Source organism: Heliomicrobium modesticaldum Ice1 (genome assembly GCF_000019165.1).
Classification (GTDB): Bacteria; Bacillota; Desulfitobacteriia; order Heliobacteriales; family Heliobacteriaceae; genus Heliomicrobium; species Heliomicrobium modesticaldum.
Genome location: NC_010337.2, coordinates 1,733,513 through 1,757,948, shown reverse-complemented (window position 1 = coordinate 1,757,948; position 24,436 = coordinate 1,733,513). Strand labels below are relative to the sequence as shown.

Genomic DNA, 24,436 nt, shown 5'->3' with positions numbered 1-24,436 from the left:
GTCCACTGCAAGGGAGTGAAGGACTGAAGCCGGGTTCCACTGGCTCAACCGGGTTCCGGCGACAGTTCCCCTGGCGAAACTACATCGATTCGACGACGGCCTCCCATTGGGAATAGGCATCATCCAGTTCCCGGCGGACCTGTTCGTAGGCCTCCTGGGTGCGGCGAGCCTGCTCTCCGTCTCGGTACGTGCTTTCGTCCGCCAAGGCTTCCGTCAGGGCCTTTAGCCGTTCCTCCAGGCTGGCGATGCGGGATTCGGCCTCCTTTAAGGCCTGTTCCCGTTTCCAGGGATTGGTGAGCTTCGCCCCTTTGGATCTGGCGGTCCCACCGGAAGCGCCGTCAGACAGGCTTGCTGCAGCGCCGCTGACCTTTGTGGCTGACCCAGCGCCGCTTCCGGTCCTGTGTTCATCGCTCCGGCCCTGGGACGCCGCGCGCTGGGCCGCTTCTTTTATCGCCCCCTCCTGTTCGGCTTTCTTAGCCCGGTAGTCGGAATAGTTGCCCAGATACTGGGTAAACCGCCCGTCGGCCAATTCCAGCACCCGGTCGGCCAGTCGATCCAGGAAAAAACGGTCGTGGGAGATGACGAGGAGGGTGCCCGGAAAATCAGCCAACGCCTCTTCGAGGGCTTCTTTGGCGCCGATATCCAGGTTGTTCGTCGGTTCGTCGAGCAGGAGGAGGTTGGCGCCTGTCAAAAACAACTGGGCCAGGACGAGGCGGCTCTTTTCACCGCCGCTCAACACCCCGACCTTCTTGAACACATCGTCCCCCCGGAACAAGAAGCGCCCCAAGAGGGTGCGTGCTTGTTCTTCCGTCATGGGCCGCATGCTCCGGATCGCTTCCAGGAGCGTGTCATTGCCGTTGAGGTGTTCCTGCTCCTGGGCATAGTAAGCCGGCTTGACGCGGAGGCCGAAGAGGACATCGCCGCCGGCTGGCGGCAGTTCGCCGAGAAGGATGCGAAAAAGGGAGGTCTTCCCGGCGCCGTTTTTACCGAGGATGGCGATGCACTCGCCCCGCTTGACTGTCAGGTCAAGGCCGGAAAAAAGCGGCCTCCCCGGGTAGGCGGCGGCCAAATCGCGAAGGACCAAGACCTGCTCGGCGCTGGACGTCTGGGGCACAAACTTGAGATCTTGCAGGCTCCTGCTCTCGACCGGCCGGGCGATCCGCGCCCGCCGGGCGAGCAGCGTCTCCCGTCCCCTCGCCTGCTTGGCGTTGACGCCGGCCTTGTTGCGCCGGATATATTCCTCCATGCGGGCGATCTCCCTTTGGTCCTTCGCGTAAGCCCGTCTTTGCGCCAGCAGCGCCTCTTCGCAAAGTTGCAAGAAGCGGGAGTAGTTCCCGGGGTACACATCAAGGCTGCCCCGCTCCAGGTGGAAGATACGGCTACAGATCTTGTCGAGAAAGTACCGATCATGGGAGATGACCAGAACAGCGCCTCGATAGTCGCGCAGGTAGTCTTCGAGCCACTCGGTGGCGGCAATGTCGAGGTGGTTCGTCGGCTCATCGAGCATGAGCAGGTCATAGGGGCGCAGGAGCAGGCGGGCTAGGGCGAGCCGCGTCTTCTGACCGCCGCTGAGCACCTCCGCCGGCAGGGAAAAGTCGTCCTCGCTGAAGCCAAGGCCGCGGAGGACGGAGCGGACCTTCGCCTCGGCGCCGTAACCGCCCCCCTCTTCGTAGCGGTGGACGAGATCGGCGTACTCGGCCATGACCTTTTCCAGCGCCCCCTCGTCGGCCAGGGTCTCAGGACGTTCCATCTCCTGTTCAAGGTGGCTGATCTCGGCGCGCATGGCCAGGATGTCCGCCAGTTCCTCCAGGGCTGCCGCAAAGACCGTCTGCCCCGCCGGCGGGGTGCGCACCTGCTGCAGGTAGCCGACACGGACGCCCTGGGTCCAACTGAGACTGCCTTCCGAGGGCTCCTCCGAACCGGTGAGCACGCGAAAGAGGCTCGTCTTCCCCGCCCCGTTGGGTCCGACGAGACCCACCTTGTCCCCCTCATGGATGATGAAGGTGACATGCTCGAAGATGCGACGGGCCCCGTAATTGAGGGCCAAGTTTTTGCCTTGTAGGATGATCCGGTTGCTCATTCTTTCCATTTTTCCTTTTATTTTTTGGCGCTTATTTTTGACAGCGCGGGCAAAAATGGGTGCTCCGCCCGGCACGCTTTTCCCGAAGGATCTCGCCGCCGCAACGGCGGCAGGGGTTGCCTCCCCGTCCGTAGACCCACAGCTTTTCCTGAAACTCGCCCTTGCGCCCTTCGCCGTCGACATAATCGCGGAAGGATGTTCCCTTGGCGTCGATGCCCTCCTGAAGGACAGTCCGGATGCAGTCATAGAGCCGGCGGCTTTCCTCATCGTCAAGGGAGTCGGCCGTCCGGTCGGGGTGGAGCCTGGCCCGGGCGAGAGCCTCATCGGCATAGATGTTCCCCAGCCCCGCCAGGAAGGACTGATCGAGCAACAGCGGTTTCAGTTTGGTCTTCCGCTTGACTAGGGCGTTGCGGAAATCGACGAAGGAGAAGTCCTGTCCCAGCGGTTCGGGGCCGAGACGGCCCTTCCCCGGTTGCCGCAAGGCCGCTTCCCTCGTCATCAGCGTCAGCGTGCCGAACTGGCGCACATCGGTGTAGCGAAGCAGGCTGCCGTCATCGAGAAAGAAGACAGCGTGGGTGTGGGCCGCTTCCGGTTCTTCCCGTTCCTCAGGCCGAAGATGGATGAGCCGACCGGTCATGCGCAAATGAATGACAAGGGTCTCATCGCCGTCGAGGTGAAGCAACAGGTACTTTCCCCGCCGCCCCAGTTCGATGATCCGCCGCCCCCGAAGGGCGTCGGTGAAAAGGGTGCCCGGCAAGGCGAAGGCAATCTTCGGCAGGCGCAGCTCGACCTTTTCGATGGTCAGCCCGGTGATGCGGCCGGCCAGGCTGCGGCGAACAGTTTCCACTTCCGGCAGTTCGGGCATGATCGTCCTCCGTTTATAGATAAGGTTTCATCTCATACCAGTTCGGTCCCGTCTTCACGTCAACGGTGAGCGGCACGTCAAGGCGGATCGTCTGTTCCATCGTCTCGCGGATCAGCGCGGCGGCCTCGGAGAGTTCCTCCTTAGGCGCCTCAAAGATCAGTTCGTCATGGACCTGCAAGAGCATGCGGGTCTTGAGTCCCTTGGCTGCAAGCAGGCCGGGGATGCGCACCATGGCCGCCTTGATGATGTCAGCGGCAGTCCCCTGGATGGGCGTGTTCATGGCCGCCCGCTCGCCGAAGTTCTGGCGGATCTTGTTCTTGACGAAGAGGTCCGGCAGCCGGCGCCGGCGTCCCAGCAGGGTCGTCACATAACCCTGGCGGCGCGCCTCGGCGATGATCTCGTCGATATAGCCCTTGACGCCGCTGTAACGGTCAAAGTAGCCGTCGATGTACTGGCGCGCTTCGGCACGAAGCACCCCCAGATCGCGGCTGAGACCGAAGTCGCTGATGCCGTAAACGATGCCGAAGTTGACGGCCTTGGCGCGACGGCGCATCTCGCTGGTCACATTCTCCATGGGCACGCCGAAGACCTCGCTGGCTGTGCGGGTATGGATGTCCTGGTTCTTGGCAAAGGCGTCCTTGAAGGAGGGATCGCCGGAGAGGTGGGCTAAGATGCGCAGTTCGATCTGGGAGTAATCGGCGGCCAGCAGGGTCCAGTCATCGCCGGGGGCCGTAAAGGCCTTGCGGATGCGGCGCCCCTGTTCGAGCCGGACCGGTATGTTCTGCAGGTTCGGTTCTGTCGACGAGAGACGCCCCGTCGCCGTCACCGCCTGATTAAAGCTGGTGTGGATGCGGCCGTCTTCGCCATCGATCAGAGGCAGCAGGCCCTCCACATAGGTCGACTTGAGCTTCATCAACTGGCGGTATTCGAGCACCTTAGGCACGATGGGGTGCCGGTCGGCCAGCTCTTCGAGAACCTCCACGTCGGTGGAATAGCCGGTCTTCGTTCTTTTGATCACCGGCAAGCCGAGCTTTTCAAAGAGGATCTTGCCAAACTGCTGCGTCGAGTTGATGTTAAAGCTCTCTCCGGCGAGATCGTAAATGTCAGCCTGGAGACGGCGGATGTCGGCGCCCAGTTCACCGGCCATCTCCTGAAGGACGGCAGGATTGACCTTGATGCCGGTCCACTCCATGGCGCCCAGGATCGGCGCCAGCGGCAGTTCCACATCCCGGTAGAGGGCACACAACCCCTCTTCGCCGAGGCGCGCCTCCATGACCGGGGTCATGTGAAAGAGCGCTGCGGCGGCGCGAGCCCCTTCCTCCGGCGGAAGAACGCTCCGTCCGGCCTCGGTATCAACCTTCCACCCGATCCAGTCATGGGCCGACCGAGCCAGGCTGTAGCGGTTGGCGAGCGGGTCGAGCAGGTAGGCGCCGAGCAGCCCGTCGCCATCTATGCCTTCGATGACTGTATCCTCCCGGCGGGCCAGCAACCAGAGCGACTTGGCGTCGAAAAAGAGCTTGCGGTGGTCCTTCGATGCCCAAAAGGGCTTTGTGGCGGCGAAAAACGCGCCAGGCCGGTCGATGACCCAGAGGCGCAGCAGGGCGTCCCTGCCTGCGGCGAGGACGATTTGCTTCAATTTGCCGGTCCGCGGCGAACCCTCCCAGGCGGCCAGCACCGCCGTCCGGCAACCGGGCTCAGCGCCGATTTGCATCAGCTCCGTCAGCATTGCGCCGATGGCGTTTCCATCTTCGACGGCGGTGTATTCCACTGTGAGGGGCGCTTCGACGTCGATGCGAACCGCCTGATCAGGTCTGACCGCCTGCCCATCGCCCGGTTTGTCACCCTCTGCGGCAGAGCACCGGACGCCACCACCGGCAGTTCCGTCAGCGCCCATCGGATCGACGGCGCTGACGGCTTGCTCATCTTGTCGGGCAAAGAGGCTGCCGCCTTCGGCCTCGTCATCGCCTTCATCACCGGGGAGATGGCGCAGGAGACTCCGAAACTCCAATTTCTTATAGAGCCGACGCAATGCCGGGAAGTCAGGCGAGGCTGCACGGCAGGCCTCCCAGTCCGGTTCGAGGGGGATATTGCACTGGATCGTCGCCAGTTCTCTCGAAAGGAAAGCCTGTTCGCGGTGGGTCGCCAGCTTCTCCTTCAGTTTCCCTTTCACCTCATCGAGCCGCTCGTAGAGGCTGTCCATGTCGCCAAACTGCTCCAGCAGTTTAAAAGCCCTCTTCTCCCCCACCCCCGGCACGCCGGGGATATTGTCCGAAGGGTCCCCCATGAGCCCTTTCCAATCGACGACCTGCCGGGGGGTCAAACCGATCTTCGCTTTCAGCGCTTCCTCATCATAGCGTTCGAGCTCGCTGATCCCCTTACGGGTGAAGAGCACCTCCACGCCGGGCGAGATCAACTGCCAGGCGTCGCGGTCGCCGGTGACGATCAGGCTGTCGATGCCCTGTTTCTTGGCCAGGCAGACGAGTGCCCCGATGAGGTCGTCCGCCTCATAGCCCTCCTCTTCAAAAAGCGGGATGCGCCAGGCGGCGAGGACCTCTTTGAGCAGGCCGAACTGGGGGCGCAGTTCCTCCGGCGTCGCCCCCCGCTGGGCCTTGTAGGCTTCATATCGCTGCGTCCGATGCGTGATGCGGCTTTTGTCCAGGCAGACGGCAAGAAAATCCGGCTGATACTCCCGGCGCAGCCGTTCCAGCATTGTCAAAAATCCGTAAACGGCGTTGGTGTGAACGCCTTGAGACGTGGACATAAGAGGCAGCGCGTAAAAAGCCCGATGAAGCAGGCTGCTGCCGTCGATCACCATGAAAACAGCATTGCGCACGTTCAGTGCTCCTTTAATCACATTCTGCGTCCATGACCATTCCGGATCCGCGCCCCCGTCTAGGCACACGACCGTTCTGGGTCCATTCGGTTCATGAAAACATCGTCACAATCAGTTCCCAAGATTGTTCTCGCTCTTCGCCAGCAAACCCTGCTTATTTTCTATCCCTTTCGGCGTCGATTCGGCCATCCAGTTCCCGCCAAGGCAGGGCCGCAGCGCGGATGGAAGGCTCGCCCTCTTCATTTCCATGGTAATAGACGATGACCAGGTCATCGTCGACGAGGCCGAGATCGGTGTAGCCCCCGTCATAAGGGTTGCCTTCGTAATAGTCGATGGTGAGACTCAGCGCCAGCTCGTCCGGACAGTCGCCGTCGACGCTGAAACCGTCAGCATGATCAGTCTCCCTGCCGAGACTCTCACCGGAACGCAGGAAGCGAAGCGCAACGGCGCTCTTCTCCTTTGACAACAGCTCTCGGTAGGTCAGCGCGATTCCACCCGGCAAGGTGACTGCCATGGGCGCATGGGCTCGCGATAGGATCCGGCAGGGCGTCGACCAGCGCTGGAGATCCTCCGATTCAGCCAGCCAGATGCCGAAGGGCGAGCTGTCTTGGCGACTGAACATCCGGTAGCGATTGCCGTCAAAGACGACAGTGCTCTCATTCAGGATGGCGCCGTCGATGCCGCTAGGCAAATAAGCTAGAAGGTCCCAATGTTCGAAATCGTCGGTCACGATGACGAGGGGACGGGTAAACTCCTCCCCTTTCAGAATCCCATAGGCGGGAAAGATAAAACCTGCCGGGCTCTTGACGGCCTTTCCGTAAAACACAATCCACTCGACGCCTTTTAATTCGACAGCGCGACGCTTGGAGAAACGAGGCTCGTCAGCGACAGAGATGAAGGCCGAACAGATCCTGCCCCGCATGTAGATGCGGGTGCAGAGGGTAAACAGGTCTTCGTCGAGCCGGGAGACAATAGCATCGATCTCGTTCTCACTGCGGAAGACAACCTCCTCTTCCCCGGCATCAAGAAAGCCCTCCTCGGTTTCATGATGCATCCGTTCCAAGAATTCGCCCTTGTCCAGTTGCAGACAGCGCACCGTCCCATCGACGCCATGGCACTGACGGGCGCTCGTCACCCCCTGGCGGTAGAAGATATAGATCCTGTCCCGGTATTCCGTAAAAGTCGGAAAAGCGGAATAGATATTCCGCTGCCTCGGCACCAGCGTTCTCCGCTCGATCATCTCGATCCCTCCACTGCCCGCCCTGTTCGGTTGCGCATCATCTATGGGTGATTATACCATTCCTTTCTTCATGACATTTTATCACTTCCGTTCCGTCGAAAGGCAAAAAAGCACCTGGTCCCGCGATGTTTTCGCAGACCAGGCTTCCCGTCGCTTAACACGGACATTCTGTAGAAGAGGACGACCCTTGACAGAAACTGTTACCGCCCGCCCAAATTGGCGGAAAACAGTTTACCGACAAGATCGGCAATTCACAGGAACGAAAAAAGCAGGAAACAACAACTAGATCAGCAGCAACAATGCAAAACTAGACCAGAACCCGCTTGCCCGCAGGCGGCAGATACCCGCAGGGCGGATCGACGATTTCCACCCGGCAGGCACAGACCTTCAGTTCCGGGATTTTGGCCACAGGGTCGACGGCGCTGTTCGTCAGGACGTTGACGGCTGCCTCAGAAAAGTGGAAGGAAGTGAAGACCGTTCCCGCCATGATGCCTTCTGTCAGCCGTACAGGGATGGAGATGGCACCCCGACGGGTGGAGAGGCGGACCCAGTCTCCGTCCGTCAGTCCGAGATGGGCCGCGTCATCGGGATGCATCTCCAGGTGTTCCTCCGGATAAATCGCCGCCAATTCGGTCCGGCGGCTCATCGTTCCCGTGTGGTAATGGAAGAGGCGGCGTCCGGTCGATAGCACAAGGGGGTACGTTTCATCAGGCGCTTCCGCCGGAGGCAGGTAGTGGACGGCGTGGAAGCGGCCCTTTCCTCGGGTGAAGCGCTCCTCATGCAGGCGAGGCGTCCCGGGGTGATCGCTTGCCGGACAGGGCCAGCAGAGCCCGCCTTCCCTGTCGAGACGGTCGTGGCTGATCCCGCCGTAGGCGGGCGTAAGGCGGGCGATCTCCGCCATCACCGCCGCCGGATCATTCACGTCAAAAGGTCGACCGAGCGCGGCTGCGAGATCGGCCACGATCCGCCAGTCAGGCCGCGACTGGCCGACGGGTTCGATGGCCTGCCGCACCCGCTGCACCCGCCGTTCCGTGTTGGTGAAGGTCCCTTCCTTTTCAGCAAAGGAACAGGCCGGCAGCACCACATCGGCCAGTTGAGCCGTCTCACTCAAAAAGATGTCGACGGCGACGAGGAAATCGAGCCGTCGCAGCGCTTCCACAACGCGGGCGCTGTCCGGATCGGAGAGGACCGGGTTCTCTCCGACGATCAGCATCGCCTTGAGTTCCCCTGCACGGGCGGCTTCGAGCATCTCACCGACGGTGAGGCCCGGCTTGGCCGGCAATTCGACGGCGTCGAGTCCCCAAGCGGCGGCGAACTTGGCCCGGACAGCCGCATCTCCGACAGGCTGATAGCCGGGGAAGACATTGGGCAGCGCGCCCATGTCACAAGCGCCCTGCACGTTGTTTTGACCGCGCAGGGGGTTGACGCCGCTTCCCTCTTTGCCGATGTGACCCGTCAAAAGGGCCAGGTTGGCGATAGCCATCACATTGTGCGTGCCCGTGCGCTTTTGAGTGATTCCCATGGTGTAGAAGATGGAGGCCCGCTCGGCCCTCGCATATCGGCGGGCCGTCTCCCTGATGACCGCCGGCGCGATCCCGGTGAGCGGCGCGGCCCATTCGGGCGAACAGTCGGCGACAGCCGCTTTGAACTCCTCGAAACCTTCGGTCCGTTCTTCGATAAAACGATCGTCCTGAAGCCCTTCGGCGATGATCACATGGGCCATGGCGTTGAGCAGCGCCAGGTCTCCACCGGGGCGGATGGCCAGGTGCTCCGTCGCTGCCGCCGCCAGTTCCGTCCTGCGCGGATCGATGACGACGCAGGGCGTCCCCCGGCCGATGGCCTGCAGCAATTTCTGGGCCAGGACAGGGTGGGACTCGGTCGTGTTAGACCCGATGACGAGCAAGAAGTCGCTTTTGGCGATATCAGCGATGGGATTGGTCATCGCCCCGGAGCCGAAGGCGGCGGCCAGACCGGCCACTGTCGAGGCGTGGCAGAGGCGGGCGCAGTGGTCAATGTTGTTGGTGCCCAGCACCCCCCGGGCAAAACGGTTGATCAGGTAGTTCTCCTCATTCGTCACCTTAGCGGAAGCCAACACGCCGAAGGCGTCGCCGCCCCATTCGCTCAGGATCGCTCGGAACCGCTCCGCCACAAAGGAGAGCGCTTCCTCCCAAGAGGTTTCGACAAAGCGGCCCTCCTTTTTCACCAGGGGGCGGCGGAGACGTTCGGGATGATGGATAAAGGAAAGGCCAAAACGGCCTTTGACACAGAGGTGGCGGCCGTTGACCGGCGCATCGGCGGCTGAGGCGACGCCGATGACCTCCTCCCGCTCCGGTTCGCCGGCGACAGGCCGCCGAACCACCTCTAGGTCGAAGTTGCAACCGGTGCCGCAGTACGGGCAGGTGGTCCGCACCTTGCGGCGCCCATCCCAGGGTCGGCCCTTTCCGGCCTTCATTTTTTCAGTGAGCGCGCCTGTGGGGCAGAGGGCGACGCAGGATCCGCAAAACACACAGTCCGAGTCGCCGAGCGCCTTCTCAAAGGCCGGCGCCACCGTCGTTGCGAAACCGCGATGCGCGTAATCCAGGACATGGCGGCCCTGGACCTCAGCGCAGACGCGCACACACTTGCCGCAGAGGACACACTTGTTCATATCCCGCCGGATGAAGGGGTTCGAATCATCGACGGGATCGCGGCGGCGCTCACCGTCGAGGGCGGAACCAGCGGCAGGGAAGTCAGCGCCGTAGGCGTAGGCGTAAGCCTGGAGTTGGCAATTTCCCGCACGCTCGCAGCGCAGACAATCTCTCGGGTGGTTGGCCAACAGCAGTTCCAGCACCGTCCGGCGCGCCTGCACCACCCTTTCTGTGCAGGTGCGGACGACCATCCCCGGCGAAACGGCGGTGACGCAGGATGGGGGGAGGTTGCGCATCTTCATCATGCCCCCCGCCGTGGGGATTTCGACTTCAACCACACAGAGGCGGCAGGAGCCGGCATTGGTCAACTCCGGATCGTGGCAGAGGGTCGGAATGTCGATGCCGAGTTGCCGGGCCGCCGCCAACACGGTCGTGCCCGCAGGGACAGAGAGGGTCTGTCCATCTATCGTCAAGGCGACGTCGTCGCCGTTCCCCGGGTCCTTCGCAGGCGCCCCGGGCCGGGCTTTGGTCTTATCGTCTGTCAGCGCTTGGGCGCTGCCTTGTTTCATCGTCGTCTCTCCTCCTACCGGCGTATGACAGCGCCGAACTTGCAGCATTCCAGGCAGGCGCCGCACTTGATGCAGCGGGTCTCGTCGATCGCATAGGCCTCCCGCGGCTTGCCGGTGATGCAACCGACAGGGCAGCGGCGGGCGCAAAGGGTGCAACCGCGGCACTTGTCCGCGTCGATGCGGTAGGTCAAGAGGGCCGCGCAGCGGCCGGCGGGGCAACGCTGGTCGTGGATGTGGGCCTCATACTCGTCTCGGAAATAACGCAGCGTCGTCAAGACAGGGTTGGGCGCAGACTGACCGAGGCCGCAGAGGGAGGTGTCCTTGATCACGGCGGCCAGCTTTTCCAGCGCCTCCAGGTCCTCCAGGCGCCCTTCGCCTTCCGTGATCCGCGTCACGATCTCCAGCATCCGTTTCGTCCCTTCCCGGCAGGGGGCGCACTTGCCGCAGGACTCCTGCTGGGTGAAGTTCAAAAAATACCGGGCGATGTCGACCATGCAGGTGGACTCGTCCATGACGACGAGACCGCCGGAGCCGACCATGGCACCGGCTTCCAGCAGGCTTTCATAATCGACAGGCGTGTCAAGGAGCGACTCAGGCAGACAGCCGCCGGAGGGACCGCCGATCTGAACGGCCTTGAAAGCCTTCCCGCCCTGGATGCCGCCGCCGATGGCGAAGATGATCTCCCGCAGGCTGAGGCCCATGGGGACCTCGACAAGTCCCGTGTTATTCACCTTGCCGGTGAGGGCGAAGACCTTTGAGCCTTTCGAACGACCGACACCCATGGCGGCGTACCAGTCGGCACCGCGGCGCAGGATATGGGGGATATTGGCAAGGGTTTCTACGTTGTTGATATTGGTGGGTTTGCTCCAGAGCCCCTTGACGGCGGGATAGGGCGGTCTGACGCGGGGCATCCCGCGGTTGCCTTCGATGGAGGTGAGCAGCGCCGTCTCCTCGCCGCAGACGAAGGCGCCGGCGCCGGCTTTGACGTAAACACGGAAAGAAAAGCCGCTGGCGAGGATGTTCTCACCGAGGAGACCGCAGGCTTCCGCCTGGGCGATGGCCGTTCGCAGGCGGCGGATGGCGAGGGGGTACTCGGCCCGGACGTATATGTACCCCTCCCGGGCGCCGATGGCATAGCCGGCGACGAGCATCCCCTCCAACACGGCGTGGGGGTCGCCCTCCAGGACGGAGCGGTCCATGAAAGCCCCCGGATCGCCCTCATCGGCGTTACAGACGATGTACTTCTCTTCTCCCGGCGCGTCGGCGGTGAACTCCCACTTCTGGCCGGTAAGAAAACCGGCACCGCCACGTCCGCGCAGGCCGGAACGCTTCACCTCAGCGATCACGGCGGCCCGTTCCATGGCGAGGGCCTTCAGAAACCCTCGGTAACCCTGGCGAGCCAGGTACTCGCCCAGGTCCTCCGGGTTGATGTGACCGCAGTTGGCCAGCACGATCCGATGCTGGCGGGCATAGAAGGGAATCTCCGGGTAACTGGCGACGGCCTCTCCTCCGGGAAGCCGATAAAGCAGCCGGTCCACCTTTTGGCCGCCGATCAGGTGGGTATCGACGATATCACGCACGTCGGCAGCGCTGACGCGGCGATAAAAGGTGTTGCCCGGTTCGACGACGACGATCGGCCCCTGCTCGCAAAAACCGTGGCAGCCGGTGAGGACGATCGCCACCTGATTGGACATCCCGCGTTCCTCTACAACCTCCCGGAGCGCCGCCACAACGGGAGCACCGCCAGAGGCGATGCAACCGGTGCCGGCGCAGAGGAGCAACCGCCAACGGCGGGACTCGTGGATGAGGTTTTGCATTGGCCTTTGTGCCGGGGTCGCCCCTTCGACAGCCTCGATGCGCTCCAGCCGGGCCTTCCGGCATTGTTCATCGTCATGGCAGAGGGGGCCTTCGGTCCGACAGCGCAGATATTCCCTACAGGGCGTCTCCGGTCGATGGGCGCACCGCTGGCAGCAGGGATCCATCAAACTTTTCATATCAGGGCGCCTCCTCATTCGTACCGGGCCAGGATGCCCGGCAGGCTCTCCGGCGTCAGTCGTCCATGGGTGTCGTCATCGATCATGATCACCGGGGCCAGCCCGCAGGCGCCGATACAGGCCACCGATTCGAGGGTATAGCGCAGATCCGCCGTCGTCCCGCCGTCCTCGACACCCAACTGCCGACGGAGGGCCTCAAAAATCCGGGCGCCGCCGCGGACATGGCAGGCCGTGCCTAAGCAGACGCGGATCACATGGCGTCCGCGCGGCGCAAAGTGAAACTGGGCGTAAAAGGTGGCCACGCCATAGACCTGGGCCGCAGGCAACCGCAGCGTCCGGGCGATCCGTTCCATCGCCGGTCCCGGCAGATAACCGTAGATCTCCTGCACCCCTTGCAACAAGGGGATCAATGCGCCCCGCTCTTCCCGATATTTTTCCAGCAAGGCGGCAAGGCGTCGGTCTTTTTCGGTTTCCCTTTTTGTCCGATCTGTCTGTCCCGTTTGTCCTGTGTAAACTGTGTGATCTGTTTGTCCTGTGTGAACTGTTTGATCTTTTTGTTGATCTGCTCGGCGGCATCGGCATTCAGCCATGGACGCGTTCCTCCCTGCAATCGATGACCCCGCTCTCGGTGATGATCCAATCCATGGGGATATCATGGTCGTCGGGGCATATCTGATGTGCGATCTGTACGTCAAAGGCGAGGGCGATTTTCTGCGCCTCCGGGCGCAAGGAAGGAAGGAAACGGTCATAATACCCGGCGCCGTAACCGAGCCGGTTGCCCTGCCGGTCAAAGGCGACACCGGGCACGATCACCAGGTCCAGCAAAGCAGGTTCGACAGGAACGACCGTCACCGGTTCCATGATCCCCCAGGTTCCCGGTTGCAGATCCTCCGGGTATCGCTCGATGCGCCCGGCGGTCAGGCGACGCGCGCCTCCGTCACAGACCGGCACCGTCACCTGCTTCCCCCTGTTCAGACTATGGGCAAGGATCTCCCCTGTTTTCACCTCTCGGCGGAAATCGACGTAAATCATCACCGTCGAAGCTGACACATAGGCCGGCATGGCAAACAGGCGTCGCGCGATCAAACGGCTTTTCGATGCAAGCTCCTTTGGTGTCAAACTGTTGCGTCCTTGCAATGCCCTCTGGCGCAGGTCCTCTTTCAAACAGCCACCCTCATTCGGCAAAGTCATGTCATGTTCATGAAGATTCGTCATAAATCGTCTAATCCCTTGTCAGACCGAGTGCCCTTTTATGGTTCTTCACCATCCGTCCCGCCCATCCATCCGGCAAAGGCGGTTCGGAGGAAAAAAAAAGAAGGCCCCACGGCCTTCGGAACAGTCGGAACAAACGAAACAAAAGGATGCAGAAAACCGAACAGGATGGCGAGAAATATCAGCGAACGGCGATCCCGCGCGTATGGGACGCCTGGGGTCGCAGGCCGTTGTCGTTGAGGTTTTGCGTGAACCGCATCAGGTCAAAGTAGACCGTCAGGTCGACATTTTGCACCTGTGCTTTGGAAGGCCCTTTCAAGATGATGGGCGAGAAGTTGAGAATCGCCTCAATCCCGAGATCGGTCAATTGCTGGGCAACAGCCTGAACGGCGTCAGCGGGCACAGCCAGGATCGCCATGCGAATGCCCTGCGCTTTGACGAGCCTCTCCGCTTCTTCCCAGGAGACGACGGTCTTGTCGATGATGGTAGAACCGATTTTTTCAGGATCCGTGTCCACCAGCGCAACCACGTCGAATCCGCGTTGACGGAATCCCGGATAGGCGGCCAAGGAAGAACCCAAGTGACCGGCGCCGACGATGATCACGGGCCAGTTGCGATCTTGACCCAAGAGCTTGCGGATATTATCCCGCAGTTCCCGCACATTGTAGCCCACACCGCGGACACCAAACTCCCCGAACATGGACAGGTCCTTGCGGACGACGCCCGAATTGATCCCTACGGCATCACCCAACTCCACCGAGGAAATGATCGGGACACCGCGTTCTTCCAACTGTTCAAGGATCCGCGAGTAGAGCGACAACCGCATGATTGTCGGCTCAGGCACCTTGAAAAACTTCACGTCCTCATCCCCTTCATTGATGTCAACTTATGTGCGTTGGGCTTACCTAGGTATCGTTTGTCCGATATCCTATGAATGTTTGTCTATCTGAGGCCGTCTAGAAAATAAGCAAATTCCTAGCCAGCCCTTGCAAAAGCATGATTTTTTAATACAAACAGCAAAAAACCAGAGTCTTTTTATCGGTCTCAGCAGCCCTTTTTGAGGATTTTCCTCAAAAAGGGCAGATCTCCCCCTTGCACCTTATGCGGCTTTTTTGAAAGCAACACCGCGTAAGGCGCTCACCTCCAACACCATGGTTGCATTCTTATCATTTCGTAGACGGTTGAGTTTTTGAAAGTTCGCCGCTAACGCGCTGAGCCGGGCGGCATAAGCCAGATTTCGTTTTCCGATACGGCGAACCCGGCGCAGTCCGTAACGGTTGACCAGTTCATTTTGCTTGGCTTCGATGCGGCTGCGAAGACGCATCTGTTCCTTATAGATTTTCGTTTGGGAGTGCTTTGCCGCCTCGAGCATGACACCATAGGCGTTGTGAATAAAAATCGTGCGCCGATGTTTCTTTTCTTTAAAACAGGTCGTGTAACGAGGGCAGTGCTTGCAATCATGGTCCTTGGCGCGAAGCACGAAGTTCTTCCCATCTGCCACTTCCGAATAGGTGGTGATGACTTTTCCTCTCGGGCAGATCAGTTGTGTTTGGTCTTCGGAAACTTGAAATCCCTCGCCCGCGAGGATATCACATTTTGTCTTTGGTGAAAGTGGCGCCACTACGTCAATGCCTTTTTCCTTGAGGGTGACACGGTCATCGCCCGCACCATAGTGGGTATCTCCAATGATCGTCGGGTTTTCTACACAATCGGTGGGAAGCTGATCCGCTAACGGCACCAGACTGGAGCCGTCATAGTCGTTGGCTTTCATGGCCTCGGCGGCGGCGATAAATCCGGAATTTCCGACTTCGACGATGGCCATCTTATACCCGCGCCATTTCGTCTTGCCCTTACAACCGAAACGGGCTTCGCTGTCTACAGCCGAAACTATCATATCTTTGACAGAACCGCCGGGGGCTATCTCAAGAGTTCCATCATCTTTCCGAATGATTCGTTCACGGAGGATACGGCAAAGCAAAAGGGCGTAATGAATGACATCGGGCTTCTTCTTCCACGAAGCCTCCGATGACTCCACGTAGGCCAGCAGTTCGTCAGCCTCGCTGACCACTTCAACAAGCCGTTCCATTTTGGCCTTATCGTCCAGGTTATGCTCTTTCACTTCCGTCACTGTTTCCAGGTAACGTACCGCCCGAGGGGCATGGGGGATTGCATGCCATGGAACACTGTATTGCTTCGCCAAAAGACGCACCAACAGGCGCATGGCTTGGCGGATCAGTTCGATGGTCGTGGGGGCACTGATGGGAGCTATGACATGGGTCGTGTCCGTTATCCAAGGTTCTTTCCCTGTCAAAACGCCCAGGTAGTACATCAACCGGATAAAGCGATCGAGATAGACCTTATCAAGTTCCTTTTGGATGAGCCGTTGCCGGTGGACGCCAAAATTGGCGTGATCAATGCCCGGTTCATCGAGGGCCATTCCTAACGCAAACTTGACCTCGATGTTCACACGTGTCTGTGCTTCCATCCCCCGGTCTGTTTCGCCCAGCATTTCCTGTAACATGCAGGCCATCGTCATCTGCCGGGCCGCATGACTGGGACGTCCGTTGTCAAGGCAATAGAGACCTGTAAAATCCTCCGGTTGTATTAATAGGGGCGCCAATTCACGAAACAGGCGAAAGACGGAATCGGCAGGCACAAGTTGGTCCCAGAGGGCTGCAAAGTCGTAAAAGCTAACTTGGGGATCCACATCGAATCGAAACAAGGTACATCGCCTCGCTATAAACAGTCTTTGTACCTATATCCTTCGACGCGAAGAGTCAAATTCCCTTTAAATTCCACCGATTTCCATATAAAAACGTCTTGCTTTTTGCCCTCTCTTGAGGGGGGTTTTTAGACAGACTCTATCTGTAATTTAACTATACATGCGATAGTTTCCACATGCAATACCTTTTTTGCAACTTTTGCGTAAAGTTTGCAACATTTTTTTTAATCCCCTTTTTGACATCTCCTGTCGGATGATCATAATATAGGGGTGGGGGTCTATTCCCCTGTGATCTGCTCGAAAGGAGACCATGGGTTATGTCCCGGCTTGTTGATTCTTGTCAAGCGGAGGTGAACTCCCTCCCTTACACAGTCGGCCGCATCAACCGCTTCGTCCAACCGGCGTTGCTCCTGTTGCTCTCGGAGAAGCCATCCTATGGCTATGAACTGATGGAGCGGATCGGCGAACTGGTGCTATTAGACGGACCCACCGACCCCGCCTTGATCTACCGCACCCTGCGCCGGATGGAGGAAGATCATTTGGTGCAGTCCAGATGGCAGACCGGGGAGAGCGGTCCGGCCAAGCGTTGTTACGAGTTGACCGACAAAGGTGTCGAGACATTGCATAGATGGGCCCGGGAAATCGCGCGACACCGCAGCGCCCTCGATGACTTCCTCTTCCGTTACCGCAGCCACTTTGACCAATTCCCTCAAAAGGAAAATAAGCAGGACATCGGTTGAACGATGTGGCAACTCCGCTCTACGAGCGGAATTTTTTGTGCCTGCTTTCGATTCCATTGACACGTTATACCCCTATAGGGTAGATTAGTGGTAGCGAGTGCCCTCTCAGGGCGCCCTGATTGTGCACATCAAGGAGTGAGCCCGAATGACCGATGTCAGCCGGAGAACTTTTTTTCGACGCGCTATCGCCTCCGGCGTCGCCGGCGCCGGCGTACTGACCTTGGGGCCGAAGGGACCGGCCTTTGCCGACGCCGACGCTGTGGGAACGATGATCGACCTGACTCGCTGCGATGGGTGCGCCGGTGAACAGACGCCTCGTTGCGTCAGCGCCTGCCGCCAAAAAAACCAATCCCGTTTCCCGGAGCCGCAAAAGCCGATCGAGAATTACTGGCCCCAGAACAAGCATGAAGACTGGTCAGATAAGCGGCAAGTGACCAACCGGCTCACACCTTATAACTGGACCTACGTGCAAAAAGTGACGGTACAGCATGAGGGGAAAGAGCAGGACGTCTATGTGCCGCGCCGTTGCATGCACTGTGACAATCCCCCTTGCGCCGACATCTGCCCTTTCAGCGCCCAGACAAAAAAGCCCGAAGGACCTGTCGTCATCGACAAGGACCTCTGCTTCGGCGGTGCCAAGTGCCGCGACGTCTGTCCCTGGGGCATTCCGGCCCGCCAGGCCGGCGTAGGTCTCTATATGAAAGTGCTGCCCAAATACGCCGGCGGCGGCGTCATGTACAAGTGCGACCTCTGTATCGACCGCATCCGCCGGGGCGAATCGCCGGCCTGTGTTGATGCCTGCCCGAACAAGGCCATCTCCTTCGGGAAAAAAAGCGAGATGCTGGCAAAGGCCCAAGAGCGGGCTCGCCAGATCGGCGGCCACATCTACGGCGAGAAGGAAAACGGCGGCACCTCCACATTCTACGTCTCTGCCGTGCCCTTTGAAGCCATCGACCGGGCGATGAAGGAGCAGGCAGTCGATGGGAAACCGGGCCGCCCTGCCATGCCGGTCAACGCCAAAAACATCATGGACAGCGCCAACGGCAAGGTCACCGGCATGATGATCGCCCCGGTGGCCGGCGTCATCGCCGCCGGTGTCGTCGCCTACCGCACCATGAAGGGAGAGGAATGACGATGGCGGAAAAAATGTCGAAGAATTTCCCTGTCTCCGGCAAGGTGCGCCGCCACGGCCTGATTCCCCGTTTTGTCCACTGGACGGCAGCCTTCTCCATCTTCTCCCTCTTCTTTTCCGGCTTCGGGCAAATGCCCCTTTACAAACGCTATATGCTCACCGAGGTCCCCGGCATGGCCTGGTCAGGCAACTATGAAATCACCCTGAACATGCACTATGCCGGCGCCATCCTGCTCATGTTCATCGTCTTCTTTCACCTCACCTACCATATCGCCCGGCGAGAATTCGACATCTTGCCGAAACAGGGCGATCTCGGCGAGTCCTGGCTGATCATCAAGGCCATGTTCACAGGCGGGCAAGAACCGCCCTCGGAAAAATACCTAGCCGAACAGCGCCTGGCCTACGCCTTTATCGCGGTGAACGTGATCGCCTTGATCGTCACAGGAATCATCAAGGTGGTCAAAAACATCCCGGGCGTCGAGATGTCCGAATCGCTCATCTACCTTTCGACGCTGTTGCACACCCTGACCTCAATGCTGTTGCTGATCGGCATTATCGCCCACCTGCTCGCCTTCGCTATCCCGGCGAACCGGAATCTCCTGCCCGGCATGTTCAGCGGGCTCATCGACGCCGAATACGCCCGGCACCGGCACAGCAAGTGGTGGTCGCAGATGAACGGCTAAGAGACCAATGCGATCCGCCGTCACCGCCTTCTGGCGGATCGCATACCGACCGGCACCTGTTAAGGCCAAGGGCCGCCTTCGGCGTCCCTTGGCAACAAAGAAAGCATAATTCAAGCCCCACCCTGGAAACAAGGTGGGGCCTTTTTGACGCTTACTCAGCGTGATACCTCCTGTATGTTTTTGTATGTTTTTAGATCCCGTCGCCGTACAGCCCTTCAAGCAGCGGGAAGCGGCGTTTCTCCGTCCGTTCGATCTGAACGATCCGGCCTTTTTGGATGACGATGACAACCTCGCCGTGGCGGAGTCCGCCGATGGCTTCGATGATGCGCCGGCGCAGAGACGATAGTCCCTGCCCCTGCGCCGTTCCGGAATTGGTTTCAGGAGTTGCCGGTCTGGCTCCCTTTAGCGCCTCGTCAGAGTCGAAGCGTATCTTCTCCAGTTTGTTCATCTGGATGATGTGAGCATCTTGCAGCACCAGTGTCACCGTGCCGAAAATCATGGCACAGATTTCCTTCTCGATCCGCGCCAGAACCTCCTGGGGGATCGACAGCGGTTCCTGGGCGTTCCTCAGTTCGCTTCTTTTTACCACACCTATACCCCCCTAATCCAATCTTTACTAATCCGACTTGATTGCTTTGATTTAAGGTGAGTATAGGACGGACAGGAATCTATTGTCAATAGGCAATGTCTTTGCTGAGTAAATAGTGTCTTTTCCTAACGATGATTACGCTCCCTGGAAGAGGGGGGTGCTCAGATAACGTTCCCCTGTATCGGGCAGTACGACCACGATGAGCTTGCCGGCGTTTTCCGGCCGCTTGGCGATCTGCAGGGCTGCGTAAGCTGCGGCCCCGGAGGAGATCCCTACGAGGATGCCTTCCTCCCGAGCGATCCGCCGGCTCGTCTCAAAGGCCTCATCATTGCGGACCTTGTAGATCTCGTCGGCAACCTCCAGATTCAGCACCTGGGGAACGAAGCCAGGTCCGATGCCCTGAATCTTGTGGGGACCCGGTTGACCGCCGGACAGGACGGGCGAGTCAAAAGGCTCTACGGCGATGACCTGGAGACCGGGTTTGCGCGCCTTCAGCGTTTCTCCCACACCGGTAATGGTTCCGCCAGTGCCGACGCCCCCGACGAGGATATCCACTTTTCCGTCCGTATCGGCCCAGATCTCCTCGGCAGTGGTAGCCCGGTGAATTTTCGGGTTGGCGGGGTTGTTGAACTGCTGGGGAATGAAGGCGTTGGGGATCTGGGCGGCCAGCTCCTCTGCCCGGCGCACAGCGCCTTTCATCCCTTCCGTTCCAGGGGTGAGCACCAACTCTGCGCCGTAGGCCTTGAGCAGGTTCCGGCGCTCGATGCTGAATGTCTCCGGCATGGTCAGGATGACCCGGTAGCCGAGGGTGGCCGCCACAAAGGAGAGGGCGATGCCGGTGTTACCGCTGGTCGGCTCGATGATCACCGAGTCTTTATGGAGCAGCCCTTTTTCTTCGGCATCTTTGATCATGGCGTAGCCGATGCGGTCTTTGACGCTGCCGCCGGGATTGAAGTACTCCAGCTTGGCGACCACATCCGCTTCCAGCCCTTCGGTCACTCGGTTCAGCCGCACCAAGGGGGTTTTACCGATCAGATCAGTGATATTGTTGGCGATTTTGGCCATGGAAAACATCCTCCTCAAATTCTTCTGTCTCATTCATTCACATCGCTAACCGCATGTCCGGCGCGACGCCTCGCACCGCTTAACAAAACACCTGTGAAGGATACACCGATTATGGATATACCTATATTTCCGTAGGTTTTTGAAAGCTCCTTCATCCGTTGCCCCGACCGGCATGTACCGCCTCGCTATAGCTGCCCGGGTAATCAAGATACAGTCCATACCACTCCCCCTTACCAAGACAAAAAGAGGCCAAGGGTTTCGATTCCACGATTGAATCGAAGCGCCTCGGCCTCCGGTCTATCCGGTTAGCGTTTGGTTAATCCCGAGTTTTTCGATTTACATTTATGATATTAAAGGCTGGCGGGACATCTGTCAATCACCATTTTTGTATGTACCTTAGATTTTTTCTTGCTCTTATTCCAGCCCGTCCAGCGCCTCCGCCAGATCAGCCTGCAGGTCGTCGGGATCCTCCAGACCGACGGAAAGCCGGATCAGACCGGGGCCAATCCCCCGGCGAATCCGTTCCTCCGGTTCCATGGCTGCATGAGACATGGTGGTCGGATAGGAGAGGATGCTTTCCACCCCGCCCAAGCTAACGGCGACGATAGGCAGTTTGACTCGCGAAAAGAACTGTTTTACGGCGGCTCTAGAGCCAAGATCAAAGGAGAGGACAGCGCCGGGGCCGCTCGCCTGCCGGTTGTGAATCCCATAGCCGGGATGGTTGTCCAGTCCGGGGTAATAGACACGGCTCACCTTCGGGTGGTTGTTCAAAAAAGCGGCCAGTTGGCGGGCGCCCTGTTGGGAGGCGGCCATGCGAACGGCCAGGGTCTTCATGCCCCGCAACAAGAGCCAACTGTCATGGGGGCTGAGGATGTTGCCGAAAGCGTTCTGCAAAAAGCCGATCCGTTTGCCCAGTTCTTCATCGCCGACGACGACACAACCGGAGATCAGATCGCTGTGTCCGGCGAGGAACTTGGTGGCGCTGTGCACGACGATGTCGATCCCCAACTCCAGAGGCTTTTGGAGGCAAGGCGACATAAAGGTGTTGTCGGCGATAGTCAACCAGCCCCGCTCCCGGGCCAGGGCGGCGCATCCGGCCAGATCGGTGACAGCCAAGGTCGGGTTGGAGGGGCTCTCCAGGATCAACCCCCGCGTGTTCGGCCGGACCGCCGCTATCACCGCCTCCAGATCGGTCGTGTCGACGAAGGTGGTCTCCACGCCGAAGCGGGTCCACACCTTGTCGAGGATGCGGTAGGTTCCACCGTAGATGTCCTGCGCGACGATCAGGTGATCGCCTGCGCTGAACAAGGCCAGGCAGGTCGACATAGCGGCCATCCCCGAAGCGAAAGCAAAACCGCGCGTTCCGCCTTCCAAGCAGGCGATCGCCTCTTCCGCAGCATGGCGGGTCGGATTGCCTGAGCGGGAGTAATCATAGACCTGACCCTCGTCGATATCCCGTTGATGGAAGGTGGAAGCCATATATATCGGCACTGAGGCTGCGCCGGTCCATTGCCCCCGATCCGTTCCGGCATGGACGACAAGGGTGGAGAGTTGGGGTTTCCTTTCCTGACTCATCCTTCAGTTCGCTCCTTTTAGGCCAAGGCCTGGGCCAAATCGTCGATCAAATCGTGGACGTTTTCGATCCCGACGGACAACCGGAGCAGACAGTCGGTGACGCCGCAGCGCCGGCGGATGTCCTCGGGGATATCGCCGTGGGTCTGGCGGGCCGGAAAGGTGAGCAGCGACTCGACGCCCCCCAGGCTTTCGGCAAAAGAGATCAATTGAATCCGTGACAACACCTCCGGGACTTTTCCGGCGTCATGCAGGGTAAAAGAGATCATGCCCCCGGGCCCGCTGGCCTGCTGAAAATGAACCTCCCTGCCTGGGTGGTTATCGAGGCCGATATAGTAAACCTGATCGACAGCGGGGTGTGACGCCAACCAACGGGCGATAGCGCTCGCGTTCTCCTGCGCCCGATCCAGGCGCAGCCCCAAGGTCTTCATACCGCGCACGAGCAGCCACGAATCAAAAGGGCCGAGGACGGCGCCGGAGGCGTTTTGATAGAAGGCCAGCTTGTCGCCGAGGTCCTCCCGGGCGGCAACGGCCAGCCCAGCCACCACATCGTTGTGACCGCCCAGGTATTTGGTGCCGCTGTGGATGACGATATCGGCGCCACATTCGATGGGACGTTGCAGATAAGGACTTATGAAGGTGTTGTCAACGATCAGCAGGAGGCCCCCGTCGTCACAGATCCGCCGGATTTCGCGTAGGTCTGTGATCTTCATCGTTGGGTTGGTGGGCGTCTCGATAAAGATGGCCTTCGTCCGGGAGGTGACGGCGGCATTTACCTGTTCTGGGTCGCTCGTATTTACATAATCCGCCGTCAGCCCCCAGGGACGAAAGACCTGTTCCAGCAGCCGGTATGTCCCCCCATAGAGGTCTTCGCAGAGGATCAAGTGATCGCCAGGACCGAAGAGTGAGATGACCGCTGTAATAGCCGCCAATCCGGAAGAGAAGGCCAGCCCGCGTCGCCCGCCCTCCAGTTTGGCGATCAGTTCTTCCAGCACCTGGCGGGTGGGGTTCCCCGATCGGCTGTAATCAAATCCGGTGCTTTCTCCCAAAGCCGGGTGACGGAAGGTGGCCGACTGGTAGATAGGAAAACTGACGGCGCCTGTGCCCGCGTCTTTGCCGTTGCCCCCCTGGGCCAACAGTGAATCGATGTGCATGGCCATTCCCTCTCCTTTCTCATCCTGATCATGTGTTTTTTACGATTTCCTTTTTTGCTTTCTGCATTTTGCACTCATCGCTTCCGACTTGCCCTATGCGCGAAAAACAATAACGGCCTCCTCTGAAAGAGAAGACCGTCAACAGCCACGCGGCAAGTCTTATCTTTCAGGGTTTCCCCTGCAGGAATTGGCACCATGCAGGAAAAACCTGCTGGTTGCCGGGCTTCATCGGGCCAGTCCCTCCACCAACTCTTGATAAGAGCGTCTTATTCAACTTTTTCCAGCACAAACCGGATTGACTAAACATTACCCGCAACTGGCAGTAGTCGTCAAGAGTTATCTCTTGTCACGCTTCGATTTTTCGCCAGCTTTACGGCTTTGATCTGGCTTTTGGTTTTTGACATTTTCGAAAGGGTCGAGGGAAGAGGCATTGGCGTTCGCTTGCGCCTATGGCGCGCAAACAGAGGCGAACCTTACCGTCCGTGGCCGTTCAAGGTCAACGTATCGCCCGGCGCCAGGACATGGCATTCTGAATCGGTCAGTTCCGTCACTACCCGTTTGAACGCCGCGACATCTTGCTCGATGACCGGGAAGGTATTGTAGTGCATCGGCACAATCATGCGCGGATGGAGCATCTTGGTGGCGTAGAGGGCGTCTTCCGGTCCCATGCCAAAGTTGTCGCCAATGGGCAGCAGGGCAAGGTCGAGGCGTCCCCCTTTCAGGAAGCACATGTTGATGAGTTCCATATCTCGAGTCAAACCGGTATCACCGGCATGATAGACAGATTTACCACCCATATTCACCAGAAAGCCACAGGGATTGCCCACGTCGAGATAATTGTCGCCTTCTATAATCCCCGAGCCGTGAACGGCTGCCGTCAAGCGCACCCGGCCAAAAGGGAAATCTCGTTTGCCGCCGATAGCCATGCCGTGGGCTTTGACACCCTTGCGCTGACAGTAGCTGGCCAGCTCAAAGGAACTGATGATCGTGGCGCCGGTGCCTTTGGCGATGTCGATCGCGTCGCCAAGGTGGTCGCCGTGACCGTGGCTGACCAGGATGTAATCGGCGCTGACCGCATCAGCCTTGATCGGGCAGACAGGGTTTCCTGTGAAGAAGGGGTCAATCAACACCTTCGTCTGCCCGTCGTCGAGCAAAAAATTGGCATGACCAAAAAAAGTCACGTGCAACATGGTTCTGTGCTCCCTTCAAAAGTAAGCTGTCGTCAGCGAGAGGATAAAGTCTCCCGGTCGTTGATCAACCTCACCATGTTGAGGAGACTGTCTGTCTCTGGCGGAAGCAACATGATTTATTCGGCAGTCCATCCCATCACTGACATGTAATGTTAACGGATTCCATTCG

18 protein-coding genes and 1 riboswitch are annotated in these 24,436 nt (G+C 59.4%); of the genes, 3 read left to right on the top strand and 15 right to left on the bottom strand.

The features are described from left to right. Positions 1-79 precede the first annotated feature (79 nt). The 10 genes from HM1_RS07865 to HM1_RS07820 all read right to left on the bottom strand — a co-directional run bounded on the left by HM1_RS07865 (position 80) and on the right by HM1_RS07820 (position 16,142). Complete coding sequence (locus HM1_RS07865) at positions 80-2,080, bottom strand: ABC-F family ATP-binding cassette domain-containing protein (protein WP_041313574.1); 2,001 nt, start codon at positions 2,078-2,080, stop codon at positions 80-82. A 31-nt stretch (positions 2,081-2,111) separates the two neighbouring features. Next, positions 2,112-2,945, bottom strand: a complete 834-nt coding sequence (mutM, locus tag HM1_RS07860; RefSeq protein WP_012282823.1) for a DNA-formamidopyrimidine glycosylase — start codon at positions 2,943-2,945, stop codon at positions 2,112-2,114. A gap of 13 nt (positions 2,946-2,958) precedes the next feature. Continuing rightward, positions 2,959-5,778, bottom strand: a complete 2,820-nt coding sequence (polA, locus tag HM1_RS07855; protein ID WP_012282822.1) for a DNA polymerase I — start codon at positions 5,776-5,778, stop codon at positions 2,959-2,961. 154 nt (positions 5,779-5,932) lie between these two features. After that, positions 5,933-7,018, bottom strand: coding sequence for a sialidase family protein (locus tag HM1_RS07850; RefSeq protein WP_012282821.1), 1,086 nt, complete (start codon positions 7,016-7,018; stop codon positions 5,933-5,935). 307 nt (positions 7,019-7,325) lie between these two features. Continuing rightward, positions 7,326-10,214, bottom strand: coding sequence for a formate dehydrogenase subunit alpha (fdhF, locus tag HM1_RS07845; protein ID WP_012282819.1), 2,889 nt, complete (start codon positions 10,212-10,214; stop codon positions 7,326-7,328). Between the two features lie 14 nt (positions 10,215-10,228). Next, on the bottom strand, positions 10,229-12,208 hold the full coding sequence (gene nuoF / locus HM1_RS07840; protein WP_012282818.1) for an NADH-quinone oxidoreductase subunit NuoF: 1,980 nt from the start codon (positions 12,206-12,208) through the stop codon (positions 10,229-10,231). 14 nt (positions 12,209-12,222) lie between these two features. Continuing rightward, positions 12,223-12,798 (bottom strand): NADH-quinone oxidoreductase subunit NuoE, encoded by a 576-nt coding sequence (gene nuoE, locus HM1_RS07835; protein WP_012282817.1) that lies wholly within the window; start codon positions 12,796-12,798, stop codon positions 12,223-12,225. Continuing rightward, on the bottom strand, positions 12,791-13,372 hold the full coding sequence (locus HM1_RS07830) for a 5-formyltetrahydrofolate cyclo-ligase (protein ID WP_012282815.1): 582 nt from the start codon (positions 13,370-13,372) through the stop codon (positions 12,791-12,793). The genes nuoE and HM1_RS07830 overlap by 8 nt, the downstream gene beginning before the upstream one ends. A gap of 229 nt (positions 13,373-13,601) precedes the next feature. After that, entirely contained in the window at positions 13,602-14,279 is a 678-nt protein-coding gene (locus HM1_RS07825) for a redox-sensing transcriptional repressor Rex (RefSeq protein WP_012282814.1), read from the bottom strand. A gap of 240 nt (positions 14,280-14,519) precedes the next feature. Beyond that, positions 14,520-16,142, bottom strand: coding sequence for an IS1182-like element ISHmo2 family transposase (locus HM1_RS07820; RefSeq protein WP_012281187.1), 1,623 nt, complete (start codon positions 16,140-16,142; stop codon positions 14,520-14,522). 317 nt (positions 16,143-16,459) lie between these two features. Between HM1_RS07820 and HM1_RS07815 the strand changes: the two genes are divergently transcribed. From HM1_RS07815 to HM1_RS07805, 3 genes are all read left to right on the top strand, one after another. Then, the gene (locus HM1_RS07815; RefSeq protein WP_064504626.1) at positions 16,460-16,882 is read left to right on the top strand and encodes a PadR family transcriptional regulator; all 423 of its coding nucleotides are present in this window, start codon (positions 16,460-16,462) and stop codon (positions 16,880-16,882) included. Between the two features lie 145 nt (positions 16,883-17,027). Beyond that, positions 17,028-18,014 (top strand): 4Fe-4S dicluster domain-containing protein, encoded by a 987-nt coding sequence (locus tag HM1_RS07810; protein WP_012282812.1) that lies wholly within the window; start codon positions 17,028-17,030, stop codon positions 18,012-18,014. Positions 18,015-18,016: 2 nt separating this feature from the next. Next, entirely contained in the window at positions 18,017-18,697 is a 681-nt protein-coding gene (locus HM1_RS07805; protein ID WP_012282811.1) for a formate dehydrogenase subunit gamma, read from the top strand. Positions 18,698-18,887: 190 nt separating this feature from the next. On the opposite strand, the gene HM1_RS07800 is transcribed toward HM1_RS07805, so the two are convergent. The 5 genes from HM1_RS07800 to HM1_RS07780 form a co-directional block, all read right to left on the bottom strand. Further along, a complete protein-coding gene (locus HM1_RS07800) occupies positions 18,888-19,286 on the bottom strand; it encodes a YezD family protein (RefSeq protein WP_012282810.1) in 399 nt (132 codons plus the stop codon). A gap of 135 nt (positions 19,287-19,421) precedes the next feature. Next, positions 19,422-20,351, bottom strand: a complete 930-nt coding sequence (gene cysK, locus HM1_RS07795; RefSeq protein ID WP_012282809.1) for a cysteine synthase A — start codon at positions 20,349-20,351, stop codon at positions 19,422-19,424. 414 nt (positions 20,352-20,765) lie between these two features. Then, a complete protein-coding gene (locus HM1_RS07790; protein ID WP_012282806.1) occupies positions 20,766-21,926 on the bottom strand; it encodes a trans-sulfuration enzyme family protein in 1,161 nt (386 codons plus the stop codon). A 17-nt stretch (positions 21,927-21,943) separates the two neighbouring features. Continuing rightward, positions 21,944-23,077, bottom strand: coding sequence for a trans-sulfuration enzyme family protein (locus tag HM1_RS07785; RefSeq protein WP_012282805.1), 1,134 nt, complete (start codon positions 23,075-23,077; stop codon positions 21,944-21,946). Positions 23,078-23,233: 156 nt separating this feature from the next. Beyond that, positions 23,234-23,339, bottom strand: a riboswitch (SAM riboswitch). Between the two features lie 211 nt (positions 23,340-23,550). Then, on the bottom strand, positions 23,551-24,267 hold the full coding sequence (locus HM1_RS07780) for a metal-dependent hydrolase (RefSeq protein ID WP_012282803.1): 717 nt from the start codon (positions 24,265-24,267) through the stop codon (positions 23,551-23,553). Between the last annotated feature and the right edge of the window lie 169 nt (positions 24,268-24,436).